This window comes from Pseudomonas sp. PS1(2021) (assembly GCF_020405165.1).
Taxonomy (GTDB): domain Bacteria; phylum Pseudomonadota; class Gammaproteobacteria; order Pseudomonadales; family Pseudomonadaceae; genus Pseudomonas; species Pseudomonas aeruginosa.
The window spans coordinates 1011099-1027883 of sequence record NZ_CP084484.1; the positions used below are offsets into that span (position 1 = coordinate 1011099).

The following is a 16785-nucleotide window of genomic DNA, read 5'->3' on the forward strand; positions in this document are numbered from 1 at the left end:
TACGCCCTCACTGCTTGACGCTGGACGGGTAACCCGCGTTTGCGGTGGCCTTGGTCAAGGCGTCGGCATTGGTCTTGGCCTCGTCGAAGGTGACGACGGCCTCCCGCTTCTCGAAGCTGACTTCGGCCTTCTCGACGCCGGCGACCTTGGACAGAGCCGTCTTGACCGTGATCGGGCACGCGGCGCAGGTCATGCCGGGCACCGACAGGGTGACGGTCTTGGTGGCAGCCCAGGCGGGCGCGCTTAGAGCGGCGGCCAGGGCGATGAGGGTGGTGAGGGTGGTGAGTTTCTTCATGGTGATCTCCTTTCAGTAGAACAGCGGCAGGACGTAGGGAAACGCGAGGGCAACCAGAACCAGGGCGGCCACGATCCAGAAGATCACCTTGTAGGCAGTCCGCACTTGGGGCACGGCGCAAACGTCGCCGGGCTTGCAGGCATGGGCTGGTCGGAAGATGCTGCGCCAGGCGAAGAACAGCGCGATGAGCGCTGCGCCGATGAAGATCGGCCGATACGGCTCCAGCACGGTCAGGTTGCCGATCCACGCGCCAGAGAAGCCGAGCGCGACCAGGACAAGGGGGCCGAGGCAGCAGGCCGAGGCGAGGACGGCCGCGACGCCGCCGGTCGCCAGTGCGCCGCAGCCGTTCTTGGGTTCCGACATAAGGTTCTCCTTCCGGGACTTCGCTTGATGCTGTAACGTTACTTCCGTAGTCAACTACGGAGTCAAGCGCCATGGAGAACGCTCAAGAGAATCTGACCATCGGGGCCTTCGCCAAGGCAGCCCGGGTCAACGTGGAGACGATCCGCTTCTATCAGCTCAAGGGCTTGCTACCCCAGCCGGAGCGGCCCTACGGTCGCATCCGCCGCTACGGGCAGGCGGACGTGGCGCGGGTGAAGTTCGTGAAGTCAGCCCAGCGCCTGGGATTCAGCCTGGATGAAGTCGGCCAGCTCCTGAAACTGGAGGACGGCACCCATTGCAGCGAGGCGGCCTAACTGGCTGCTCACCGGCTGGCCGATGTGCGCGCACGCATGGCGGACCTCACGCGGATGGAAGAGGCCCTGTCGACGCTAGTGAGAGAGTGCAACGCGCACCATGGCAATGTTTCCTGCCCGTTGATCGCAGCTTTGCATTGCTGCTAAAGGGCCCACTTCGGCTCTTAGCGTACGATTTTTTTCCGTTTTCTGAGACGACCCCTGATTGGCGATGGCTTCGGTCAGCACGGGGCGCAGGTCAGCGCCTTTGAATCGCAGTGACATGGATGAAATCTCCTGTGTGGAAGAATGAGAAAGGCCTCCATCCGATGGGATGAAGGGCCTGTAGTGCACGCGGCCGGAACGGCTGGAACGCCGTGGCGGATGCCTCGGGTCAGCCGCAGGACCGCCCGGTTTCGCTGCGGGGCGTCATGCCGGGACGGCCTGGCGCTTGCGGGCCGCTTTCGCGTCGAGGATGCTCACGTCGATCTGGCGCCAGCGCCCGTCGTCGATGAGCCTCTCCAGCACTTCGCCGAGCATGTCGAAATACACCTCGTCGTGCCGATCGACCAGTTCGACCGATTCACCGTTCTGACGGTGCAGTTCCACCACGTAGGTGTCTCCGCCGCGGTCGTAGAGGATCGTCACCCGGCCCTCGAACTTCGCGGTCGAGACCGTGAAGCTGATCGCCGGCGGGGTCTCGATGATCTTGGAGGGCGTGGGATCGACCCAGGTGAAGTCGCGGGCACCGGCATCCACCAGCATGTGGGTGATGCGCCGGAAGCGATCGGGGGCCGGCATCTCCTCCAACTGCTCGATGAGCTGGCCCAACTCCATGCACTGCGGCGTGGGAATGGGCAGCTTGGCCGGCGCCGAGCCGAGGATGTGCCTCGTGATGGTGTACGGCGTGCCGTCCGAAGTCTCCTCGGTGATGACCTCCGGCGTGTCCGCGCGCAGTCCGTCGAAGCGACGACGGGCATAGGGTTGGACATGCACCTTGGCGCCTTCGGCAGGAACCGTGGTCACCAGGCTGGGATCGAGCACCGCGAACTCGGAAGGCTTGAGCTTGACGACGATGGCATCGTCGGTCGCGGCGACCACCTTGCCGTCGAAGGGTTGGGGGTCGATGGCGAAGCCCAGCGTTGAGGACAGCGGCTGATCATCGAACACGCGGTACTTGAACGACCGCACGTTGCGGGGCACATGGCCTGCGACCAGCGAAGGCATCATGGATTTGATGAGGGAACGATCCATGGGGAAACTCCTTGAGGAAAAACAAGGGATTCCCCGCCCGCAAGGGAGAGGTCCCTTGTGGGTGGCGTGGATGGACGCGGTAGGTCCGTAGGAAGAAACGACCAGCACGGTTTCCCGCGCTTGCAGCCTCGAAGGTCTCGACTGCCTGGGCATGTGCCGGCAACGCCGACGAACATGGGGCAAGCATGGCCCTGGGGCGGTCTGCCTGCCCGCAGGAAACGGCACCGCACCACAACCGTTTTCCTGTGCTGCGGGCAAGAAAAAGCCCCTCGAAAGGGGCTGGAGGAATCAGGCTTGGTACACGAAGTAGTGCTCGCGCTGACGCGGAAAGAACACGTGTTTCCACGTGTCGCCGCTTGTGTTGCCACCGTCGAAGACGACCATTTCGTAGTCGTCCACGTCGGTGTCCACCAGGTCGGCGCTGGCGATATGGCGCATGTGCAGCGTGCCGCTCATGCGCTCGAATACCAGGATCTGGCCGATGGCATCTTCCTGGCTCATGGCGTTGACGCAGGCTCCGAGTTGGTGCTCGAAGTCGGATGCGGGTGTGATGAGGTCGGGGAACATGGGATCGCTCCTGTGAAAGTGCGCCGGCCCGGCTCTCTGGCGGGAGACCGGGCCGGCATGCGGTGAGGACAAGGAAGGCCGGGGATGTGTGTGGCAGCTATTCGCCGGCCAGCGATAGGCCCGGCAACACGGGTGCGTCGGCATCGAGGATGAGGATGCGCACGTCGGCCTGGCCGGCCAGTTCAAGGATCTGTGCCAGCTCGTCCGGCATGCCCTTGCTGCGGTGCTCCTGCCGAAGCTGCTCGGCGGCGATCCCCTCGACGTCCTGCAGGTGCTGGTCCGTCCAGGGCGTGGAGATCAGCTTGACGCCGATCGCCGGGCTGTAGGGAATCCGGAACGCGATGAACAAAAAGGCCTCCGGCGTCGCGAGGTCAGCCAGGTTGGCCAGGTACTGGCCGGTTTCGCGGCTGATGTGCGCGCTGCTGATTTCCCAGCACCGGCTGTAGTAGCCGGTCTCGAAGCTCAACCGCTGCACGACTTCCCGTGCGGCCTCGGCCGAATAGGTGTCGCCAATGTGGACGGGGCGGCCGTCGAAGTCGTCGCCGTGGATCGCGTACACCACGGCACCCACCATGCCTTCGCCGCTGCCCCCTTCAGCCGCGTCGCATTCGGCGATCAGTGCGGCGCCGACAGGTTCGGTGCCAGTCCTGACCACCGCGAAGTCGCTGGTGATGATGCAAGGAGAAGAAACCAGCGCCGCGTCGCAGAGGTGCTGCTGGCTCGGGTGGATGTTTCGCCAAACATGCGGGCTTCCGTCCTCGTAGCTGATGGACAGCGTGCGGACGATTTTCAGATTCCAGTAGCCGCGTAGAAAGGGATTGGGATTCTGGGACATGGGATTTCTCCAACAGAATAATGATGGAGCAAATCCCCGCCACCGGGAATTGACCCCGGTGGGTGGAAAGAAAGGAAACAGCGTCAGGTGACGCTGATCGTTGGCGTTTGGGCCAATCGCTCGGCGACGCGCCGGCGCAAATTCATGCGGAATGGCTCGTCGCTGACGCCCGCCAGCAGATTGATGGTCTCCAGCGCGATCAGGGCCGAAGCCTCTTCGATGTCGGCGGCCACAATGGTCTTGCGCAATTGGTCGCCGAGCTGGAGGGCCTGGGAGGAGGAGCTGATGAAGCGGACCTCGCGGCTCAGGTAGCAGCCGTTGCCGCCGAACTCGAACAGCCGCGGCTTGCTGCAGTACCAGCAGCCCTCGAACTGGATGGCGGTCAGGTGGTGCCCGTCATCGAACCGGGTGGCGATCAGAAACAATGCGTCGAGATCGGCGGTGTCCTCGAACGAATGACGGTCGATCAAGTTCCCCAGCTCTTCGTCCTCATCGGCACGGAAGTGCACGGCGAGCAGTTCGAGCAGCGGCGGGATCGACAGCCCTTCGTCGTCCGGCATCGGAATACCGAGTTGCGTGGCCAGGTCTTCCAGGCCATCGAGCACGTCCGGCCATTGCGGATTGGTGGTCTCGGCGATCTGGGCGATGTAGGCCTGCCCGTTGCCGGGGTGGCTCTCGTCCAGCGCGAAGGCGCCGAACAGCGCCTGGATGACGGGCGTCACACGGTCGAGCACGAGAACGCCGGTGGCTTCGTAGTAGTTGTTGGCCATGAAGGCTCCTTTCGATGAATGAACGGAGCCAGCCCTTGCGGACGATGGCATCCGCAGGGGAAACCGCCTGATGCCGGATGGCGCTGGGCGGGGAGAAAACGCGAGGGACATGGCCTCGAACGAGGCGCATGTCCCTCATGGGGTCCCGTGAACGCAGTGATGAAGGTGTGCCAGGGACCGGCTCACCAACCGCTGTAGTTCAGCAGCAGGTCGGCGATCACCTGGCGACGTTGCAGATCGAGACCATCGAAGTCCGACAGTCCTTGGAAGTGGCAGCGCTTGAGCATGGCACCGCCCTCGCGCGCGTTGTAGAAGCTGAACATGGCGGACAGGAACATGCGTTCCCCGCTGCTCAGGACGCCGAGTGCGTCGTTGGCACGCAGCATGTCGGGACGCAGATCCCACTTGCTCTTTGCCTGGTTCAGGCCTTCGCGCGTGCCGTCGCCAAACCATTGCGGGCCTGCGATCTCGACGCCGCGCTTCCAGACCTCGAAGAAGGCTTGGGGCGCGGCGGCGAAATGCTGCTCTTCCCGCATGATCTGATCGACGACTTCCTGGGGCAAAAGCTGGTTCATGACGTGGTTCCTCCAGTTGGATCAGGGTGTGGCGAGCTGGGACCAGCCGCCTCTTTCGAGGGCACGTTGAGCCGCGGCATAGCTGCGGAAGTACTGGCAGGATTCCCGCGAAACGGGACCTTCTGTATCGCGCGTGCCGATGTAGTGGCCGGCGGCGCTATGCAGGATTTCGAGCGGCAGGAACTTGCCGCAATGGATCAAGGCCAACTGGCCGAAAGAGGCTTGCTGGGACATGGACGGGCTCCTTGGAAAAAGCGGGGCCTCGTCCCTCACGGGATGGCAGCTCCCGCACGCGGTTGAGAAAAAAGCATCGGCGTCACGGGTGACGCGCGTCCGCAGACTCGATGCGATGGCGGACTGGCGGGTAGCGCGGAAAGAATCCGCGGCAGCCTGGAAACTCTGGCTGCTGGCATGGTGCTGACGAATCAGCGACACATGCGGGCAGCTTCATGCGCGAGGCGAGCCGCGTCAGCCGGAAATCGGCATTTGCAACAGCCCCGATTGGCGAACGCGGAAAAAAGAAAGCCCCGCAATAAGTGCGGGGCTGTCAGGAGGATGAGGCGAAACTGGGTCAGCGAGGCCTGTCGCCCAGTACATGCTGCTTCCACAGGGCGAATGCCTCGTCCGGTCCCAGCTCTGCGAGGATGACGATGGGCTGGCCCCGACGGGCACGCAGCGATGCGAAATACGCTGGCCGGTCGGCGATGGCGTTGAGCTTGATGCCCTTTAGGAACAGCAACTGGCGGGGGCGAACTTTGGTGGTAACGCAGGCATGATTGCGCTTGTTTGGGGCAAAAGGGCCAGCGAAGCGGGCGGACACGGCCAGAAAACCGCGACGAACTACTTGTACTTGCCAGGCGAGGCGAACGGGTGACATCAGCATATCGCTATGCGGTAAAGAAGACCGTCCTAAAGCTTGCAGGATCCCGGCATAGCTTCATCATCACCTCTCCGTGACGGCTCATTGGAACGAAAAAGGCCAGCATCGCCGTGATGGACTTTCATAATTGCCAGGTCAACTGGCTTGCGTGCTGTTTATTCACAGCAAGGCATTGCGACGTCGTTGCAGCAATCGCCGCCATCGCAACAGGGCGTTGCAGCAAAAGCGGCGGTGGGCGCTAGCATGAGGGCCAAGCCGCGGCCGCTCATGCTGGGGGCCGTTCTCTTCAGATTGGTGTCCTGCACCGTGTGCATTGCGAATTTCCGGATCGTCCCAATGTCACTGGGACTCCTTTGTGGCGGCCGGGTTCTCCACGCTCATGAACGACTGGGCCACCAGCGCGATCGCCCCGCCCACGATGGCCATGTCAGCGATGTTGAAGGCGGGCCAGTGCCAGCCGTGCAGGTGAAAGTCGATGTAGTCGATAACGTGCCCGCGCGTGGCGCGGTCGAACGCGTTGCCCAATGCGCCGCCCAGAATGAGGCTGTACGAAAGGCCTTCCGTTTTGCGCAGCGGCCGGGAGAGCAGCCATGCGAGCCATGCCGATATTGCGAACGCGATCGCCAGAAAAAACCACCGCTGCCAGCCGCCCGCGCCAGCAAGGAAGCTGAACGCCGCGCCGGGATTGAGAGCGTGAACTAGGTTGAAGAATGACGCCACCTCGTGCGACCAACCCAAGGGAGTTGTCGCGTCAATGTAGCTCTTAGCTGCCTGATCGCCGGCGAATATAACGATCGCGAGTGAGTACCACTGCGTCTTGCGAAGAGATGGTTCATCCATTGTTCATGCCGCCTTGAACTTCAGGAGGCGCAGCCCATTGACGACAACCAAAAGACTTGCCCCCATGTCAGCGAACACAGCCATCCACATGGTGGCATGCCCTGTGAACGTCAACGCAAGGAACACCGCCTTGATGCCAAGGGCCAGAACGATGTTCTGCGTGAGGATCGCCGCAGTGCTACGCGACAGCCGGATGAAGGCGGGGATCTTGCGCAGGTCGTCGTCCATCAGGGCGACGTCGGCTGTTTCGATCGCGGTGTCGGTGCCGGCCGCGCCCATGGCGAAGCCGATGTCGGCACGGGCGAGCGCGGGCGAATCGTTGATGCCGTCGCCCACCATGCCCACCTGGCCCTCGCCGCCGACCAGGCTTTCGATGGTCTTGAGCTTGTCTTCGGGCAGTTGGTCACCACGGGCTTCAGAGATTCCGACCTGGGCAGCGATGGCCGCGGCCGTGTGCTGGTTGTCCCCCGTCAGCATCAGCGTGCGCACACCCAGCGCCTGCAGGTCGGCCACCGCCTCACGGCTGGTTTCCTTCACGGTGTCGGCCACTGCAAAAATGCCGAGCACGGTCGCATCGTCCATCAGCAGGATCGCTGTCTTGCCTTGGCGCTCCAGGGTCTCCAGCCGAGCCTGGAGCGTCGCTTCGCTCAGGCCCAGCTCCTGGGCGAGCCTGTGGTTGCCCATGTGCAACATGCGCCCGGCGACGCGGCCGCGCACGCCGCGGCCAGGCAGCGCCGCGAAGTCGTCGACCTCGTGCAGCGCGATGCCGTCACGGTTCGCCTTGCGGGCGATGGCCTGAGACACAGGATGGTCCGAGCGTGCCGCGAGGCTTGCGGCCCAGGCGGCAACTTCCTGCGCCTCGCCGATCAGCGGCACGAAGTCGGTCTGCTCGGGCTTGCCATGTGTGAGTGTGCCGGTCTTGTCCAGGGCCAACGCCTTGAGCTTGCGCCCGCCCTCCAGGTAGACGCCACCCTTGATCAGGATGCCGCGTCGGGCGGCAGCGGCCAAGCCGCTGACGATGGTGACCGGCGTGGAGATGACCAGAGCGCAGGGGCAGGCGATCACCAGCAGTACCAGGGCCTTGTAGACCCAGTCAAACCATGCGCCGCCGAAGGCGAGCGGCGGCACGACGGCAACCAGCACGGACACCGCGAACACCGCCGGCGTGTAGACGCGGGCGAACTGGTCGACGAAGCGCTGCGTGGGCGCACGGCTGCCCTGCGCGGACTCCACGGCATGGATGATGCGCGCGAGCGTCGAGTCGCTGGCGCCTGCGGTCACCTTGTATTCGAAAGAGCCGGTCTCATTGATGGTTCCGGCGAAGACCTGGTCACCTTCGGCCTTCTCGACGGGCAGGCTCTCGCCGGTGATGGGCGCCTGGTTGATGGCCGATCGACCCGAGGTGATCAGGCCGTCCAGTGCGATGCGCTCGCCAGGACGCACGCGGACCACCGCGCCCTTTGCGACCTCCTTGGCCGGCAGCTCTGTCCATGAGCCATCGGCCTGCCGCACGGTCGCGGTCTCGGGCGCCAAGTCCATCAGCCCCCGAATGGCGTTGCGGGCGCGGTCCAGCGACTTCGCCTCGATCACTTCCGCCAACGCGAACAGGAACATGACCATGGCGGCCTCCGGCCAGTGGCCGATCGCCATGCCGCCGGTGACCGCGATGGCCATCAGGGCGTTCATGTTCAGGTTGAGGTTCTTCAGCGCGATCCAGCCCTTCTTGTAGGTGCTGAGGCCGCCGGTGAAGATCGAAACCAGTGCCAGCACGATCACGGCCCAATGATTGCCGTCGTTGACCCAGTACACGCCTTCGGCGGCCACCGCCGCAACGCCCGAAACCGCCATCGGCCACCAATTGGTCTTGTGCGCGGCCACCGGGGCATCGCGCGGCTCATCAGTCCTCTGGACCTCGGCTTCCATGCCCAGCGATTCGATGGCTTCGACTGCCGGCTTGATCGCGTCGGGTGTGTGCCGAACCGTGAGCGTGCGCTGCATCAGGTTGAAATCCATTCCCTGCACGCCCGGCATGCCTTGCAGCTTGCCGCGGATCAGACTTTCCTCGGTCGGACAGTCCATCTTCGCGATGCGAAGTACCGTGGTGGCTGTCTGCATGTCCTGCCGCGCAGCCTGCATTCCAATGGAAGCAAGCGCCTTCTCGATCGGCGCTGAGGTCGCCAGCGTGTGCTGGACTCCCAGCACACGCTGCATCAGATTGAAGTCGAGCGCGGTCACACCCGGCAGCTTGCCCAGCCGGTCGCGGATCAGCGCTTCTTCCGTCGGGCAATCCATGTTCTCGATCCGGTACGTCACCCGCTCGCCGATCGGCGGCGCGGAAACGGCAGCGGTTGGTTGCTGCTGCAGGGCCGAGGATGGGATCACAGCCGCGGCTTCGATCGGCCCCGTGTGGCCGAAGGTCTGCTCCTTGGCGCGCATGCCGATCGAGGCCAGGACCTGCTCCATCTGCGCGCGTGCCTGAGCGAGGTGTTTCACCGACAGGGTGCGCTCAGCGAGGTCGAAGTCGAGGTCCTGAATTCCCTCGACTGCCCCGAGGTGCGAGCGGATGAGTTTCTCCTCGCTCGGGCAGTCCATGTTCTCGATGCGGTAGGTGGTCGACACGGCGGCGTCTCGGACAGCCTGAGCCTTCATGCCCACCGAATTCAGCGCTTGCTCCAAGGCATCGGCCGAGACTTCGCGGTGCGAAATGGTCAACAAACGCTGCGGAAGATCGAACAGGAGCCGCTCGACACCGGGCATGCCCTCCAGCGTTCGCCGCACCAGTGCTTCCTCATTGCGGCAATCCATGTTGCTCACGTGGAAAACGGTGGTTTCAGTGCTGGCCTGCTCACTGGCGCACGCCGTCTGTTGGCCATTGCCGCCGGAGCAGGCGCATGGGCTGGAAGGTTCTTTGTTCATAGATCGCTCTTCATTGACAAGGTTTTCCCCGGATGCCATCATTAGAAAACCTCTAGTAGATATAGAGTCAAGTTTTTTATAGGAAGCAACCATGATGCGGATCGGTGAACTGGGCAAGAAGGCAGATTGCTTGGTGCAGACCGTGCGCTTTTACGAGTCAGAAGGCTTGCTGCCCGAGCCTGCACGTAGCGAGGGCAACTTCAGGCTCTATGACGAAGTCCATTTGCAGCGCTTGCTGTTCATCCGCCGCTGCCGGGCGAAGGACATGACGCTGGATGAGATCCGTCAACTGCTGAACTTACGGGATCGGCCAGAGTTGGGCTGCGGCGAGGTGAACGCGCTGGTCGACGCTCATATCGCGCAAGTGCGGACCAAGATGAAGGAATTGCGCGCCTTGGAGCGCGAGTTAATGGATCTGCGACGCTCCTGCGATAGCGCCCGAACCTCGCGCGAGTGCGGCATTCTCAACAGCTTGGCCGAGCCCGCCTGAAGCTCGAGCGTGTCATCGGTGCTGGAAGTGATCGGGTCCAGTTCTGAGAGCCACGTGCCGCGCTCCATCATGCGAAAGCGCGCGATTCTGACGTTTTGAGACGGCGTGCGACCGAGGGCGTGGCCCACAGGAGCCAGCGCGAGCCGGACGACCTGCGCGCCGCAATCTCCGCCACCTTACGGGTTCTCCAGGCCAGACCGAGCATCGCGGCGTGGCTGCGCAGGTGCAGGTGCAGGCCAAGGTAGCAGTGCGCCACGACGCGGCCCGACTCATGGGCACGCCACGCAACTCGCGATCGCTTCGCAAGAAGCCGCAAGGCCCGACTCGCGCAAGAATGCGACGTGGGCAAGATCGTATAGCCAGCAGCGCAAGCGTTTGCCGCTGCTGGCCGGCTCCGGAAGGGATAGACAAGCTGCGGGCCGTAGTCCATTGGAAAGTCCATCTTTCTTGAGTGTCACTCTTTGGCGCCCAGCGTGTGCTTTTGCGACCGGAAAGCGCTGAACAAGTGGCCCCCGGGCATCCAGAAATCGCCGTAGTTGACTTGGGCGTCTTCGTGCTCACGCTTGTGATGCCAGCGATGGGCTTCAGCCACCCCGATCAACAATCCCAACGGCCCGACCCGGTATCCCAGATTGGAGTGCTGGAAGGCCAGATGCACGACCAAGAAGCCGAGCCATGCGCCGACGGCCAACCACAGCTTGGAACGCCGCTACTGGCTCAACGGGGAGTGGAAAGGCCGCCCGCCCTCTAGCAAGGCGGCACAAGCGAGCGCGACGATCACTGTGAGTAGCTCCGTCGGAAAAGACGGCCGGCCGGTCGCGAGCTCGCCGAAGAGCACAACCGCAGTGGCGCCACGGATCAGTGGATAGCAGCCATACCGGATGACAGTCGCAATGAAGGGGGCGCATTGGTGCTCATCTGTTCTGTCCTAAAGCTCTGACTGGATTGGAAAACCTTCTAGCTACGGTAGAGTCAAGGGCGTCCGGGAAGACCCTGTGGCAAGTTCGTTGCATCTGCGCCTTGACTCTCCAGCCGCTACAGGCTTCAGCATCCATCGATTTGGAAGGAACAATGCATGGCTGAAAACCACAGAAATCACGAAAACGACGAGTTGGGCCGCCTAGATGCGAGCGATGCGAAGGACCGAAAGATTCTTCTGACTGTGTTGCTGATCAACCTGACGCAGTCCGCCGCCGGCATTGCCCTTGGCATCTGGGCTGGCTCTACGGCGCTGATGGGCGCCGGGTTGGACAACCTCGCCGATGCGTCGGTCTATGCGGTTAGCCTGTATGCCGTCGGTCGTGCGGCAACGGTCAAGGTGGGCGCGGCCCGCTTGTCGGGTTTCTTGCTAATCGGCCTGGCCGCGCTGCTGCTGTTGGAAGTCCTACGCCGCTTCGCTGGAGGGGAAGAGCCTGTCGGCCCAGCCATGATGGCCATGGCCGCGCTGAACGCGGCTTTGAACCTAGTGTGCCTCAGACTACTGCGCCGCCATCGCGGGGAAGATGTGAACTTCAAGGCGTCAGCGATCTTTACCAGCAACGACTCCATCGTCAATGGTGCGATTGTGCTGTCCGGGGTGCTGGTGATGGGGTTCGGGTCGAACATCCCGGATCTGGTGCTGGGCGTCATCGTGGCCGCAATCGCAGCGAATGGGGGGCGGGAAATCCTGCGCGAAGCATCGGAAACAGCTCGCCGTAAGGCGGGCACATAAGGCATGTTTTCGCCCAGTTCATCCCGAGGTTTACCTCTGCAAAAGAGGTAGTCCAGCCTTTGGGCTACGGCCTCGGCTGCAGCCGAGCGTACCATTGGCGATGGCCGCGCGATAGGCGGGCATGCCGTTCTCGACCTCCGTCTGCCGTACAGCAGCGGTGCGCAAGGTTGAGGGTGCATGTCGTCTCTCCTGTTCGTGTGGCCCAGGCCAATGGCCGGGCCGGGACGTTGATGGGCAGGAGAATGGCGCCGAAGGCCCAACGGCCTTCGGCTCGGGAGAAAAGAGGAACCACCCGTGGGCTGATTGGCAGGCCCGGTCGTCGCTAGAACCGTCTGCTCATCAAGCAATCACACCCGGCCCATGTCGTGGCTGGGGCCGGCATCGTCTGGCGCACATCCGCGCACAAAGGGAGCCCGTTTTTGCACCGGCGGGCACCGGCACCGATTACCGCTGACCACGAAGGGTCTCCCGGTGGCTCGTGCAGCCTGGCAAGCCACCGGGAGACCCTTCGCAGAGGGCGGAAGAAACGCAGATCAACAGAACGCGCGTGGTGCGGCTCGCAGAGAAGCTACCTTCAGGTCCCGCGGCCGGGGACGGCTGGGCGGGACGCGCACACGGATCAAGAAGGCGTTGCGCGCTGGGCGTCCCGCAGGGCATGCGGCGGAGTGCGGGACAGGGGCCACGCCGCCGAAGGCGGGCACGGCTCACGGGGAACGGGGGCGGTCAGGAGCCTTTGCGGCCGCTACGGCGCGGGCGCGAGGCGCCGCGCTTGGAGCTGCCGGATTCGACTGGCAGCGTGCCTTTGCAGTCCGGGTAGCGGCTGCACGACCAGAACGGGCCGCTCTTGCCGCTGCGCTGGCGCGTGGGTGCGCCGCACTGCGGGCATGCCGGCCCTTGGGGAACCTTGATGGACAGGGAGGCGCTGCCGTACTGCGCAATCAACTGCGAAATCCACGCGGCCTGCTTGCCGATGAACACGTCCAGGGTGAGCTGTCCGGCCTCGATCATGTCGAGCGCCTGTTCCCAGACGGCGGTGGTGCCAGGGTCGGCAATCGCCGCAGGCACGGCATCGATCAAAGTGAAAGCCGCATCCGAGGCGCGGATGGCGCGCCCCTTCTTCACGAGGTAGCCGCGAGCGATCAGGCCGCCGATGATGTTGGCCCGCGTCGCTTCGGTGCCGATGCCAACCGTATCCTTGAGCTTCTGCTTCAGGCGGGGATCGGACACCAGCTTGGCGACGCCTTTCATGGACTTGACCAACTCGCCTTGCGTGTACGGTTTGGGCGGCAGCGTCTTGAGTGCCTTGAGATCGACGTCGGCCACCTGGCATGCCAGGCCCTCATACAGTTTCGGCAGCGCGGGCAGCACCTGGGCGCGGACCGCAGTATCGCCCTCGCCATCACCGTCTTCGGCCTGCGGCTCGGCGAGCACCTGGCGCCAACCCGGGATGACAACCTGCTTGCCCGTGGCCGCCAGGTTCTGCCCCCCGCACGAAAACTTGGCCACAGTGCGGTCGAACTCGTGGTGAGGGAGGAACTGCGCCAGGTAATGCGACCGGATGAGCCTGTACACGGCCAGTTCCTTCTCGCTCATGGCGGAGAGCTTCGCCGGTTCGAGCGTCGGGATGATGCCGTGGTGCGCCGTGACCTTGCCATCGTTCCAGGCGCGCGAGCGCTGCGAGCGGTCGAGCTGGCCCATGATCGAGCGCAGCGAGGGATCGGTCTTGAGCAGGCTGTCGAGAACGGTGGGCACTTCGGCAAACATGCTCTCGGGCAGGTAGCCGGAGTCCGAGCGGGGGTACGTCGTGGCCTTGTGCGTCTCGTACAGGGCTTGGGCAATCTCCAAGGTTTCCTGCACGTCCAGCCCAAGCTGCTTGGAACACACTTCCTGCAAGGTGCCCAGGTCGAACGGCAGCGGCGGGCCTTCGCGGACACGCTCAGTCTCCACCGACACGACGTGGGCACTGCCCGCAGCGCGGATCTGCTGCATGGTCTGCTGTGCGACCGGCTGCCGCAGGCAGCGGCCTGCGTCGTCGGTGCACGCATCGGGTGGAACCCATTGCGCGGCGAAAGTCGAACCGCCTGCGAACAGGGACACGGCGATGGCCCAGTATGGTACGGACACGAAGCGCGCGATCTCGCGGTCGCGGTCCACAACGAGCTTGAGCGTCGGGGTCTGTACGCGGCCGACCGACAGCACGCCGTCGTAACCCGCCTGTCGCCCCAGCACCGTGAACAGCCGGCTCAGGTTCATGCCCACGAGCCAATCCGCACGGGAGCGCGCCAGCGCCGAGTGGTACATCGAAAGCGTCTCGGCCGAAGGCCGCAGCTTGCCCAGTGCCGCCCGAATGGACGCATCGTTGAGCGCCGACAGCCACAGGCGTTCGATGGGGCCGCGGTAGCCGCAAAGCTCCACGATCTCGCGGGCGATCAATTCGCCCTCGCGGTCGGCATCGGTGGCGATAACCAGGTGAGTCGCCTTCGCCAAGAGCGCCTTGACGACCTTGAATTGCGTGGCGGTCTTCGGTTTGACCTCGACCCGCCAGTGCTGGGGAATGATGGGCAACTGCTCAACGGACCATCGTTTGAGCTGCTCGTCGTAGGCCTCGGGCGGCGCCGCCTCCACGAGATGGCCGATGCACCAGGTGACCGTGACGCCGGAACCGTTGAGGCAGCCTTCACCGCGCTGCGTGGCGCCGAGAATCCGGCCAATGTCTTTGCCCTGGGAGGGCTTCTCGCACAAGAACAGCCGCATATCCGTCCATCCCGATTCCTGTTGTTCATGGAGTTGCTGGGATCGAGGATGCCGAGCGCAGCCCCTGGCAGCAGCAAACAAGCCGCATGCGGCAGCGACCGCTTTCACGCCGATGAAATGGCGAGTGCGGGGAAGGTGCGTGGCCGGAAGTGTGCGGGCCGAGAGCCGCGATTTCCGGGAGCGCGCGTGGAACTCGGTGGACGTTGGTGGAGCTATCCCCTGGGGATAATTCGCAGCGCATGGAGGGCGGCGAAGCACTGCGGCAGCCGCCCTCCATGCCCGATCACTTCCTGCGCTTGGTCTCTTTCGGCGCCGTCGATTCCTGGGTGGCCTGGGGCTTCGGCTCTGCCTCCTGTGGCTTCGGGCTGAGGGCCACAGACTCGATGCGGTACGGCAGGATGCCGACACTGCGCGCGTTGACCTGCCAAGTCTCACGCGGCTGATCTTCGTTGTCCGTCCAGGGGTCGCGCTCCATGCGGCCGACGACCAGCACCCGCATGCCCTTCTGGTAGAGCTGCTGCCAGCGGTCGGCGTCGTGGTGCCAGAGTTCCACCGGCGCCCAGAAGCCGCCGCGGTCCTCGAACTCGCCGCCCTTGGTGGGGACGGGGTTGTCGAAGTACACGTTCAGCCGGAGCAACCGGCGAGGATCGTCGTTGCCATTGGGGAATTCGCGGTACTCGGGAGGCGATCCGATGTTGCCCTCGCCGATGAATTGTGTGCTCATGTTGGAATCTCCGTGGTGGTTGAAATACCCGTGCCTCGTTGGGCTCGGGCGCGTGCTCGGATGGCAGGCGCAATCACCGATCGCGCACTGCGGCAGGAACGGACGCGAGCCGGCGCAGGTAGGTGTTGTCCGCCTGCGCGGCCTTGCTGGCGCATTCCTGTGCTTGCCTGCCCAGGGTGTGCAGCAGGCTGATCTGCATGTTCAGCATGACGCGCTGCAGTTCGATCTCGTGCAGGTCGTGCAGCAGGTTGACCGGCGTGCTGGGGCTCGCCATCAGCTCCTGCCACAACGCCACGCCCATGGCCGATCGATCGTGCTTGCGCCAGCGAAGAAAGGTCGTGCCTGCGCCAGTGGTCTGCTGGGCCAGCTCGACGGGAAGCAGGTGGAAGGGATGCCCGCACGCCTGTGGCAGCACCTGTCGCTGCGCCAGGGCAATCAACTCGTCGCGCATGGCGAAGCACTGGCTGGCCCAGGCCTCGAAGTCCCCTTTACCTTTAAAAGGCTTTAAAAGGCCTTTTAGAGAGGCCGCGTGTTCCAGCCGCATGAAGGCTGGCTGTTCCAGACGACGGAAGTAGCGCGGTTCGCGGTTCGGGTCGCTCATGCCGGTTCGTCCTCGCCGGCGGCTGTGGACTTGGCCTCGGCCGAATCGGCGGCAGCGCCTTCGTCGGTGGGAGATGCGGCTGCGGCAGCGCTATCACCACGCTGTTGCAGACCACGGCGCACGACGGGCGGCGCAAACTTCGAGCGGCGCATGCCTTCGAGCACGTCCTGCGGCAGTTCGCCGAACTTCTCCAATGCTGCCCGAGCTGCGGCGTTCTTGGCCGCGAAGTCGTCGCGGGTGCAGCCCGAGTAGCGGTATTGCTGGGCCAGGCTGAACAGGCTGCGCAGCGCGTGGGCACCTTCGTTGAGCCAGCGCTCCAACGTCGAGCGATCGATCAGCGCGGTGTGGTGGGCGAGGATCAGCTTGCGGGCGATGTCGTCGTAGTCGGCCAGCAGATAGACGGCGGCAAAGCCGAGCTGCGCGTTCACGAACAAGGGGAGCTTCACCGGCTGCACGTTGAGGTTCTCACCCAGGCTCAACGCCGCAGGCACGCCGGCCAGTGCCTGGTCAACCTGCTCGCGCAGCGATTGCAACGTGGTCCTGGTCTGGTCGAGCTTTTCCTCGATGCGCAACATCCACCAGTCGCTGTACGGGTCGTCCTGCTCCGAGCCGCGCTTCATCTTGTTCATCACGGCGATGTAGCCGTTCAGGCCGACGATGCCGGGTCGCCCCTCGGCGGCGGCGCGGCCATGCCAGATGCGCGAGGCGTGGTGGGTGTGCAGCGTCAGCGACATCGCGCTGCGCAGGGAGCCGAGGTTGAGTTGCAATGGTTCGTTGCTGGTTGCCATGGTGATCGCTCGCTGGTGGACAGGGAGCCGCCAGCATCCGCATGCAGCGGAAGGCAGTCAGTCAACAAACCGAAATGAGCCGACCCCCGGTTCTGTGCGCGCTGGCGGCGC

20 protein-coding genes and 1 pseudogene are annotated in these 16785 nt (G+C 64.1%); 3 read left to right on the top strand and 18 right to left on the bottom strand.

Annotated elements, in window-relative coordinates:
• Positions 1-7 precede the first annotated feature (7 nt).
• On the bottom strand, positions 8-295 hold the full coding sequence (gene merP / locus LE197_RS04910) for a mercury resistance system periplasmic binding protein MerP (RefSeq protein ID WP_003116826.1): 288 nt from the start codon (positions 293-295) through the stop codon (positions 8-10).
• Positions 296-307: 12 nt separating this feature from the next.
• Entirely contained in the window at positions 308-658 is a 351-nt protein-coding gene (gene merT, locus LE197_RS04915; RefSeq protein WP_003116827.1) for a mercuric ion transporter MerT, read from the bottom strand.
• 71 nt (positions 659-729) lie between these two features.
• Here merT and merR point away from each other — a divergent pair.
• Positions 730-1137 (top strand): annotated as a pseudogene (gene merR, locus LE197_RS04920) (Hg(II)-responsive transcriptional regulator).
• Here the strand turns inward: merR and LE197_RS04925 are convergent.
• The 10 genes from LE197_RS04925 to LE197_RS04970 form a co-directional block, all read right to left on the bottom strand.
• Complete coding sequence (locus LE197_RS04925; RefSeq protein WP_005408893.1) at positions 1066-1254, bottom strand: hypothetical protein; 189 nt, start codon at positions 1252-1254, stop codon at positions 1066-1068. The pseudogene merR and the gene LE197_RS04925 overlap by 72 nt on opposite strands.
• 144 nt (positions 1255-1398) lie before the next feature.
• Positions 1399-2223 carry a hypothetical protein gene (locus tag LE197_RS04930; protein ID WP_003098941.1) on the bottom strand — a complete coding sequence of 275 codons (825 nt, stop codon included), beginning with the start codon at positions 2221-2223 and terminating at the stop codon, positions 1399-1401.
• A 288-nt stretch (positions 2224-2511) separates the two neighbouring features.
• Positions 2512-2790 carry a hypothetical protein gene (locus tag LE197_RS04935; RefSeq protein WP_003116828.1) on the bottom strand — a complete coding sequence of 93 codons (279 nt, stop codon included), beginning with the start codon at positions 2788-2790 and terminating at the stop codon, positions 2512-2514.
• A 97-nt stretch (positions 2791-2887) separates the two neighbouring features.
• Positions 2888-3625: a hypothetical protein gene (locus tag LE197_RS04940; protein WP_003116829.1), complete on the bottom strand. Its 738-nt coding sequence runs from the start codon at positions 3623-3625 to the stop codon at positions 2888-2890.
• A gap of 83 nt (positions 3626-3708) precedes the next feature.
• Positions 3709-4395, bottom strand: a complete 687-nt coding sequence (locus tag LE197_RS04945) for a hypothetical protein (RefSeq protein ID WP_003116830.1) — start codon at positions 4393-4395, stop codon at positions 3709-3711.
• 182 nt (positions 4396-4577) lie between these two features.
• Positions 4578-4970, bottom strand: a complete 393-nt coding sequence (locus LE197_RS04950; RefSeq protein ID WP_003116832.1) for a hypothetical protein — start codon at positions 4968-4970, stop codon at positions 4578-4580.
• A gap of 21 nt (positions 4971-4991) precedes the next feature.
• On the bottom strand, positions 4992-5204 hold the full coding sequence (locus LE197_RS04955) for a hypothetical protein (protein WP_003116833.1): 213 nt from the start codon (positions 5202-5204) through the stop codon (positions 4992-4994).
• A 337-nt stretch (positions 5205-5541) separates the two neighbouring features.
• The gene (locus LE197_RS04960; protein WP_003108988.1) at positions 5542-5853 is read right to left on the bottom strand and encodes a hypothetical protein; all 312 of its coding nucleotides are present in this window, start codon (positions 5851-5853) and stop codon (positions 5542-5544) included.
• Positions 5854-6189: 336 nt separating this feature from the next.
• Entirely contained in the window at positions 6190-6690 is a 501-nt protein-coding gene (lspA, locus tag LE197_RS04965; RefSeq protein WP_003098955.1) for a signal peptidase II, read from the bottom strand.
• Between the two features lie 3 nt (positions 6691-6693).
• The gene (locus LE197_RS04970; RefSeq protein WP_003098961.1) at positions 6694-9606 is read right to left on the bottom strand and encodes a heavy metal translocating P-type ATPase; all 2913 of its coding nucleotides are present in this window, start codon (positions 9604-9606) and stop codon (positions 6694-6696) included.
• Between the two features lie 91 nt (positions 9607-9697).
• On the opposite strand from LE197_RS04970, the gene cadR reads away from it, so the two are divergent.
• Positions 9698-10096, top strand: coding sequence for a Cd(II)/Pb(II)-responsive transcriptional regulator (cadR, locus tag LE197_RS04975; RefSeq protein ID WP_003098965.1), 399 nt, complete (start codon positions 9698-9700; stop codon positions 10094-10096).
• A gap of 67 nt (positions 10097-10163) precedes the next feature.
• Here cadR and LE197_RS37250 read toward each other — a convergent pair whose 3' ends face one another.
• On the bottom strand, positions 10164-10538 hold the full coding sequence (locus LE197_RS37250) for a DUF3703 domain-containing protein (protein ID WP_011516992.1): 375 nt from the start codon (positions 10536-10538) through the stop codon (positions 10164-10166).
• A 12-nt stretch (positions 10539-10550) separates the two neighbouring features.
• On the bottom strand, positions 10551-10754 hold the full coding sequence (locus LE197_RS04985; RefSeq protein ID WP_023657334.1) for a hypothetical protein: 204 nt from the start codon (positions 10752-10754) through the stop codon (positions 10551-10553).
• A 417-nt stretch (positions 10755-11171) separates the two neighbouring features.
• Between LE197_RS04985 and LE197_RS04990 the strand changes: the two genes are divergently transcribed.
• A complete protein-coding gene (locus LE197_RS04990; RefSeq protein ID WP_003098972.1) occupies positions 11172-11807 on the top strand; it encodes a cation transporter in 636 nt (211 codons plus the stop codon).
• Between the two features lie 723 nt (positions 11808-12530).
• On the opposite strand, the gene LE197_RS04995 is transcribed toward LE197_RS04990, so the two are convergent.
• The 4 genes from LE197_RS04995 to LE197_RS05010 all read right to left on the bottom strand — a co-directional run bounded on the left by LE197_RS04995 (position 12531) and on the right by LE197_RS05010 (position 16674).
• Positions 12531-14561, bottom strand: coding sequence for a DNA topoisomerase III (locus LE197_RS04995; RefSeq protein WP_003116834.1), 2031 nt, complete (start codon positions 14559-14561; stop codon positions 12531-12533).
• Between the two features lie 283 nt (positions 14562-14844).
• The gene (locus tag LE197_RS05000) at positions 14845-15285 is read right to left on the bottom strand and encodes a single-stranded DNA-binding protein (RefSeq protein ID WP_003098976.1); all 441 of its coding nucleotides are present in this window, start codon (positions 15283-15285) and stop codon (positions 14845-14847) included.
• A gap of 73 nt (positions 15286-15358) precedes the next feature.
• Entirely contained in the window at positions 15359-15886 is a 528-nt protein-coding gene (locus tag LE197_RS05005; protein ID WP_003098978.1) for a DUF3158 family protein, read from the bottom strand.
• Entirely contained in the window at positions 15883-16674 is a 792-nt protein-coding gene (locus tag LE197_RS05010; RefSeq protein ID WP_003116836.1) for a PFL_4669 family integrating conjugative element protein, read from the bottom strand. The genes LE197_RS05005 and LE197_RS05010 overlap by 4 nt, the downstream gene beginning before the upstream one ends.
• Positions 16675-16785 lie beyond the last annotated feature (111 nt).

Coding starts and splice junctions, on each gene's coding strand:
- merP (WP_003116826.1), bottom strand. CDS start 295: ATGAAGAAACTCACCACCCTCACCACCCTCATCGCCCTGGCCGCCGCT.
- merT (WP_003116827.1), bottom strand. CDS start 658: ATGTCGGAACCCAAGAACGGCTGCGGCGCACTGGCGACCGGCGGCGTC.
- LE197_RS04925 (WP_005408893.1), bottom strand. CDS start 1,254: ATGTCACTGCGATTCAAAGGCGCTGACCTGCGCCCCGTGCTGACCGAA.
- LE197_RS04930 (WP_003098941.1), bottom strand. CDS start 2,223: ATGGATCGTTCCCTCATCAAATCCATGATGCCTTCGCTGGTCGCAGGC.
- LE197_RS04935 (WP_003116828.1), bottom strand. CDS start 2,790: ATGTTCCCCGACCTCATCACACCCGCATCCGACTTCGAGCACCAACTC.
- LE197_RS04940 (WP_003116829.1), bottom strand. CDS start 3,625: ATGTCCCAGAATCCCAATCCCTTTCTACGCGGCTACTGGAATCTGAAA.
- LE197_RS04945 (WP_003116830.1), bottom strand. CDS start 4,395: ATGGCCAACAACTACTACGAAGCCACCGGCGTTCTCGTGCTCGACCGT.
- LE197_RS04950 (WP_003116832.1), bottom strand. CDS start 4,970: ATGAACCAGCTTTTGCCCCAGGAAGTCGTCGATCAGATCATGCGGGAA.
- LE197_RS04955 (WP_003116833.1), bottom strand. CDS start 5,204: ATGTCCCAGCAAGCCTCTTTCGGCCAGTTGGCCTTGATCCATTGCGGC.
- LE197_RS04960 (WP_003108988.1), bottom strand. CDS start 5,853: ATGCTGATGTCACCCGTTCGCCTCGCCTGGCAAGTACAAGTAGTTCGT.
- lspA (WP_003098955.1), bottom strand. CDS start 6,690: ATGGATGAACCATCTCTTCGCAAGACGCAGTGGTACTCACTCGCGATC.
- LE197_RS04970 (WP_003098961.1), bottom strand. CDS start 9,606: ATGAACAAAGAACCTTCCAGCCCATGCGCCTGCTCCGGCGGCAATGGC.
- cadR (WP_003098965.1), top strand. CDS start 9,698: ATGATGCGGATCGGTGAACTGGGCAAGAAGGCAGATTGCTTGGTGCAG.
- LE197_RS37250 (WP_011516992.1), bottom strand. CDS start 10,538: ATGGACTTTCCAATGGACTACGGCCCGCAGCTTGTCTATCCCTTCCGG.
- LE197_RS04990 (WP_003098972.1), top strand. CDS start 11,172: ATGGCTGAAAACCACAGAAATCACGAAAACGACGAGTTGGGCCGCCTA.
- LE197_RS04995 (WP_003116834.1), bottom strand. CDS start 14,561: ATGCGGCTGTTCTTGTGCGAGAAGCCCTCCCAGGGCAAAGACATTGGC.
- LE197_RS05000 (WP_003098976.1), bottom strand. CDS start 15,285: ATGAGCACACAATTCATCGGCGAGGGCAACATCGGATCGCCTCCCGAG.
- LE197_RS05005 (WP_003098978.1), bottom strand. CDS start 15,886: ATGAGCGACCCGAACCGCGAACCGCGCTACTTCCGTCGTCTGGAACAG.
- LE197_RS05010 (WP_003116836.1), bottom strand. CDS start 16,674: ATGGCAACCAGCAACGAACCATTGCAACTCAACCTCGGCTCCCTGCGC.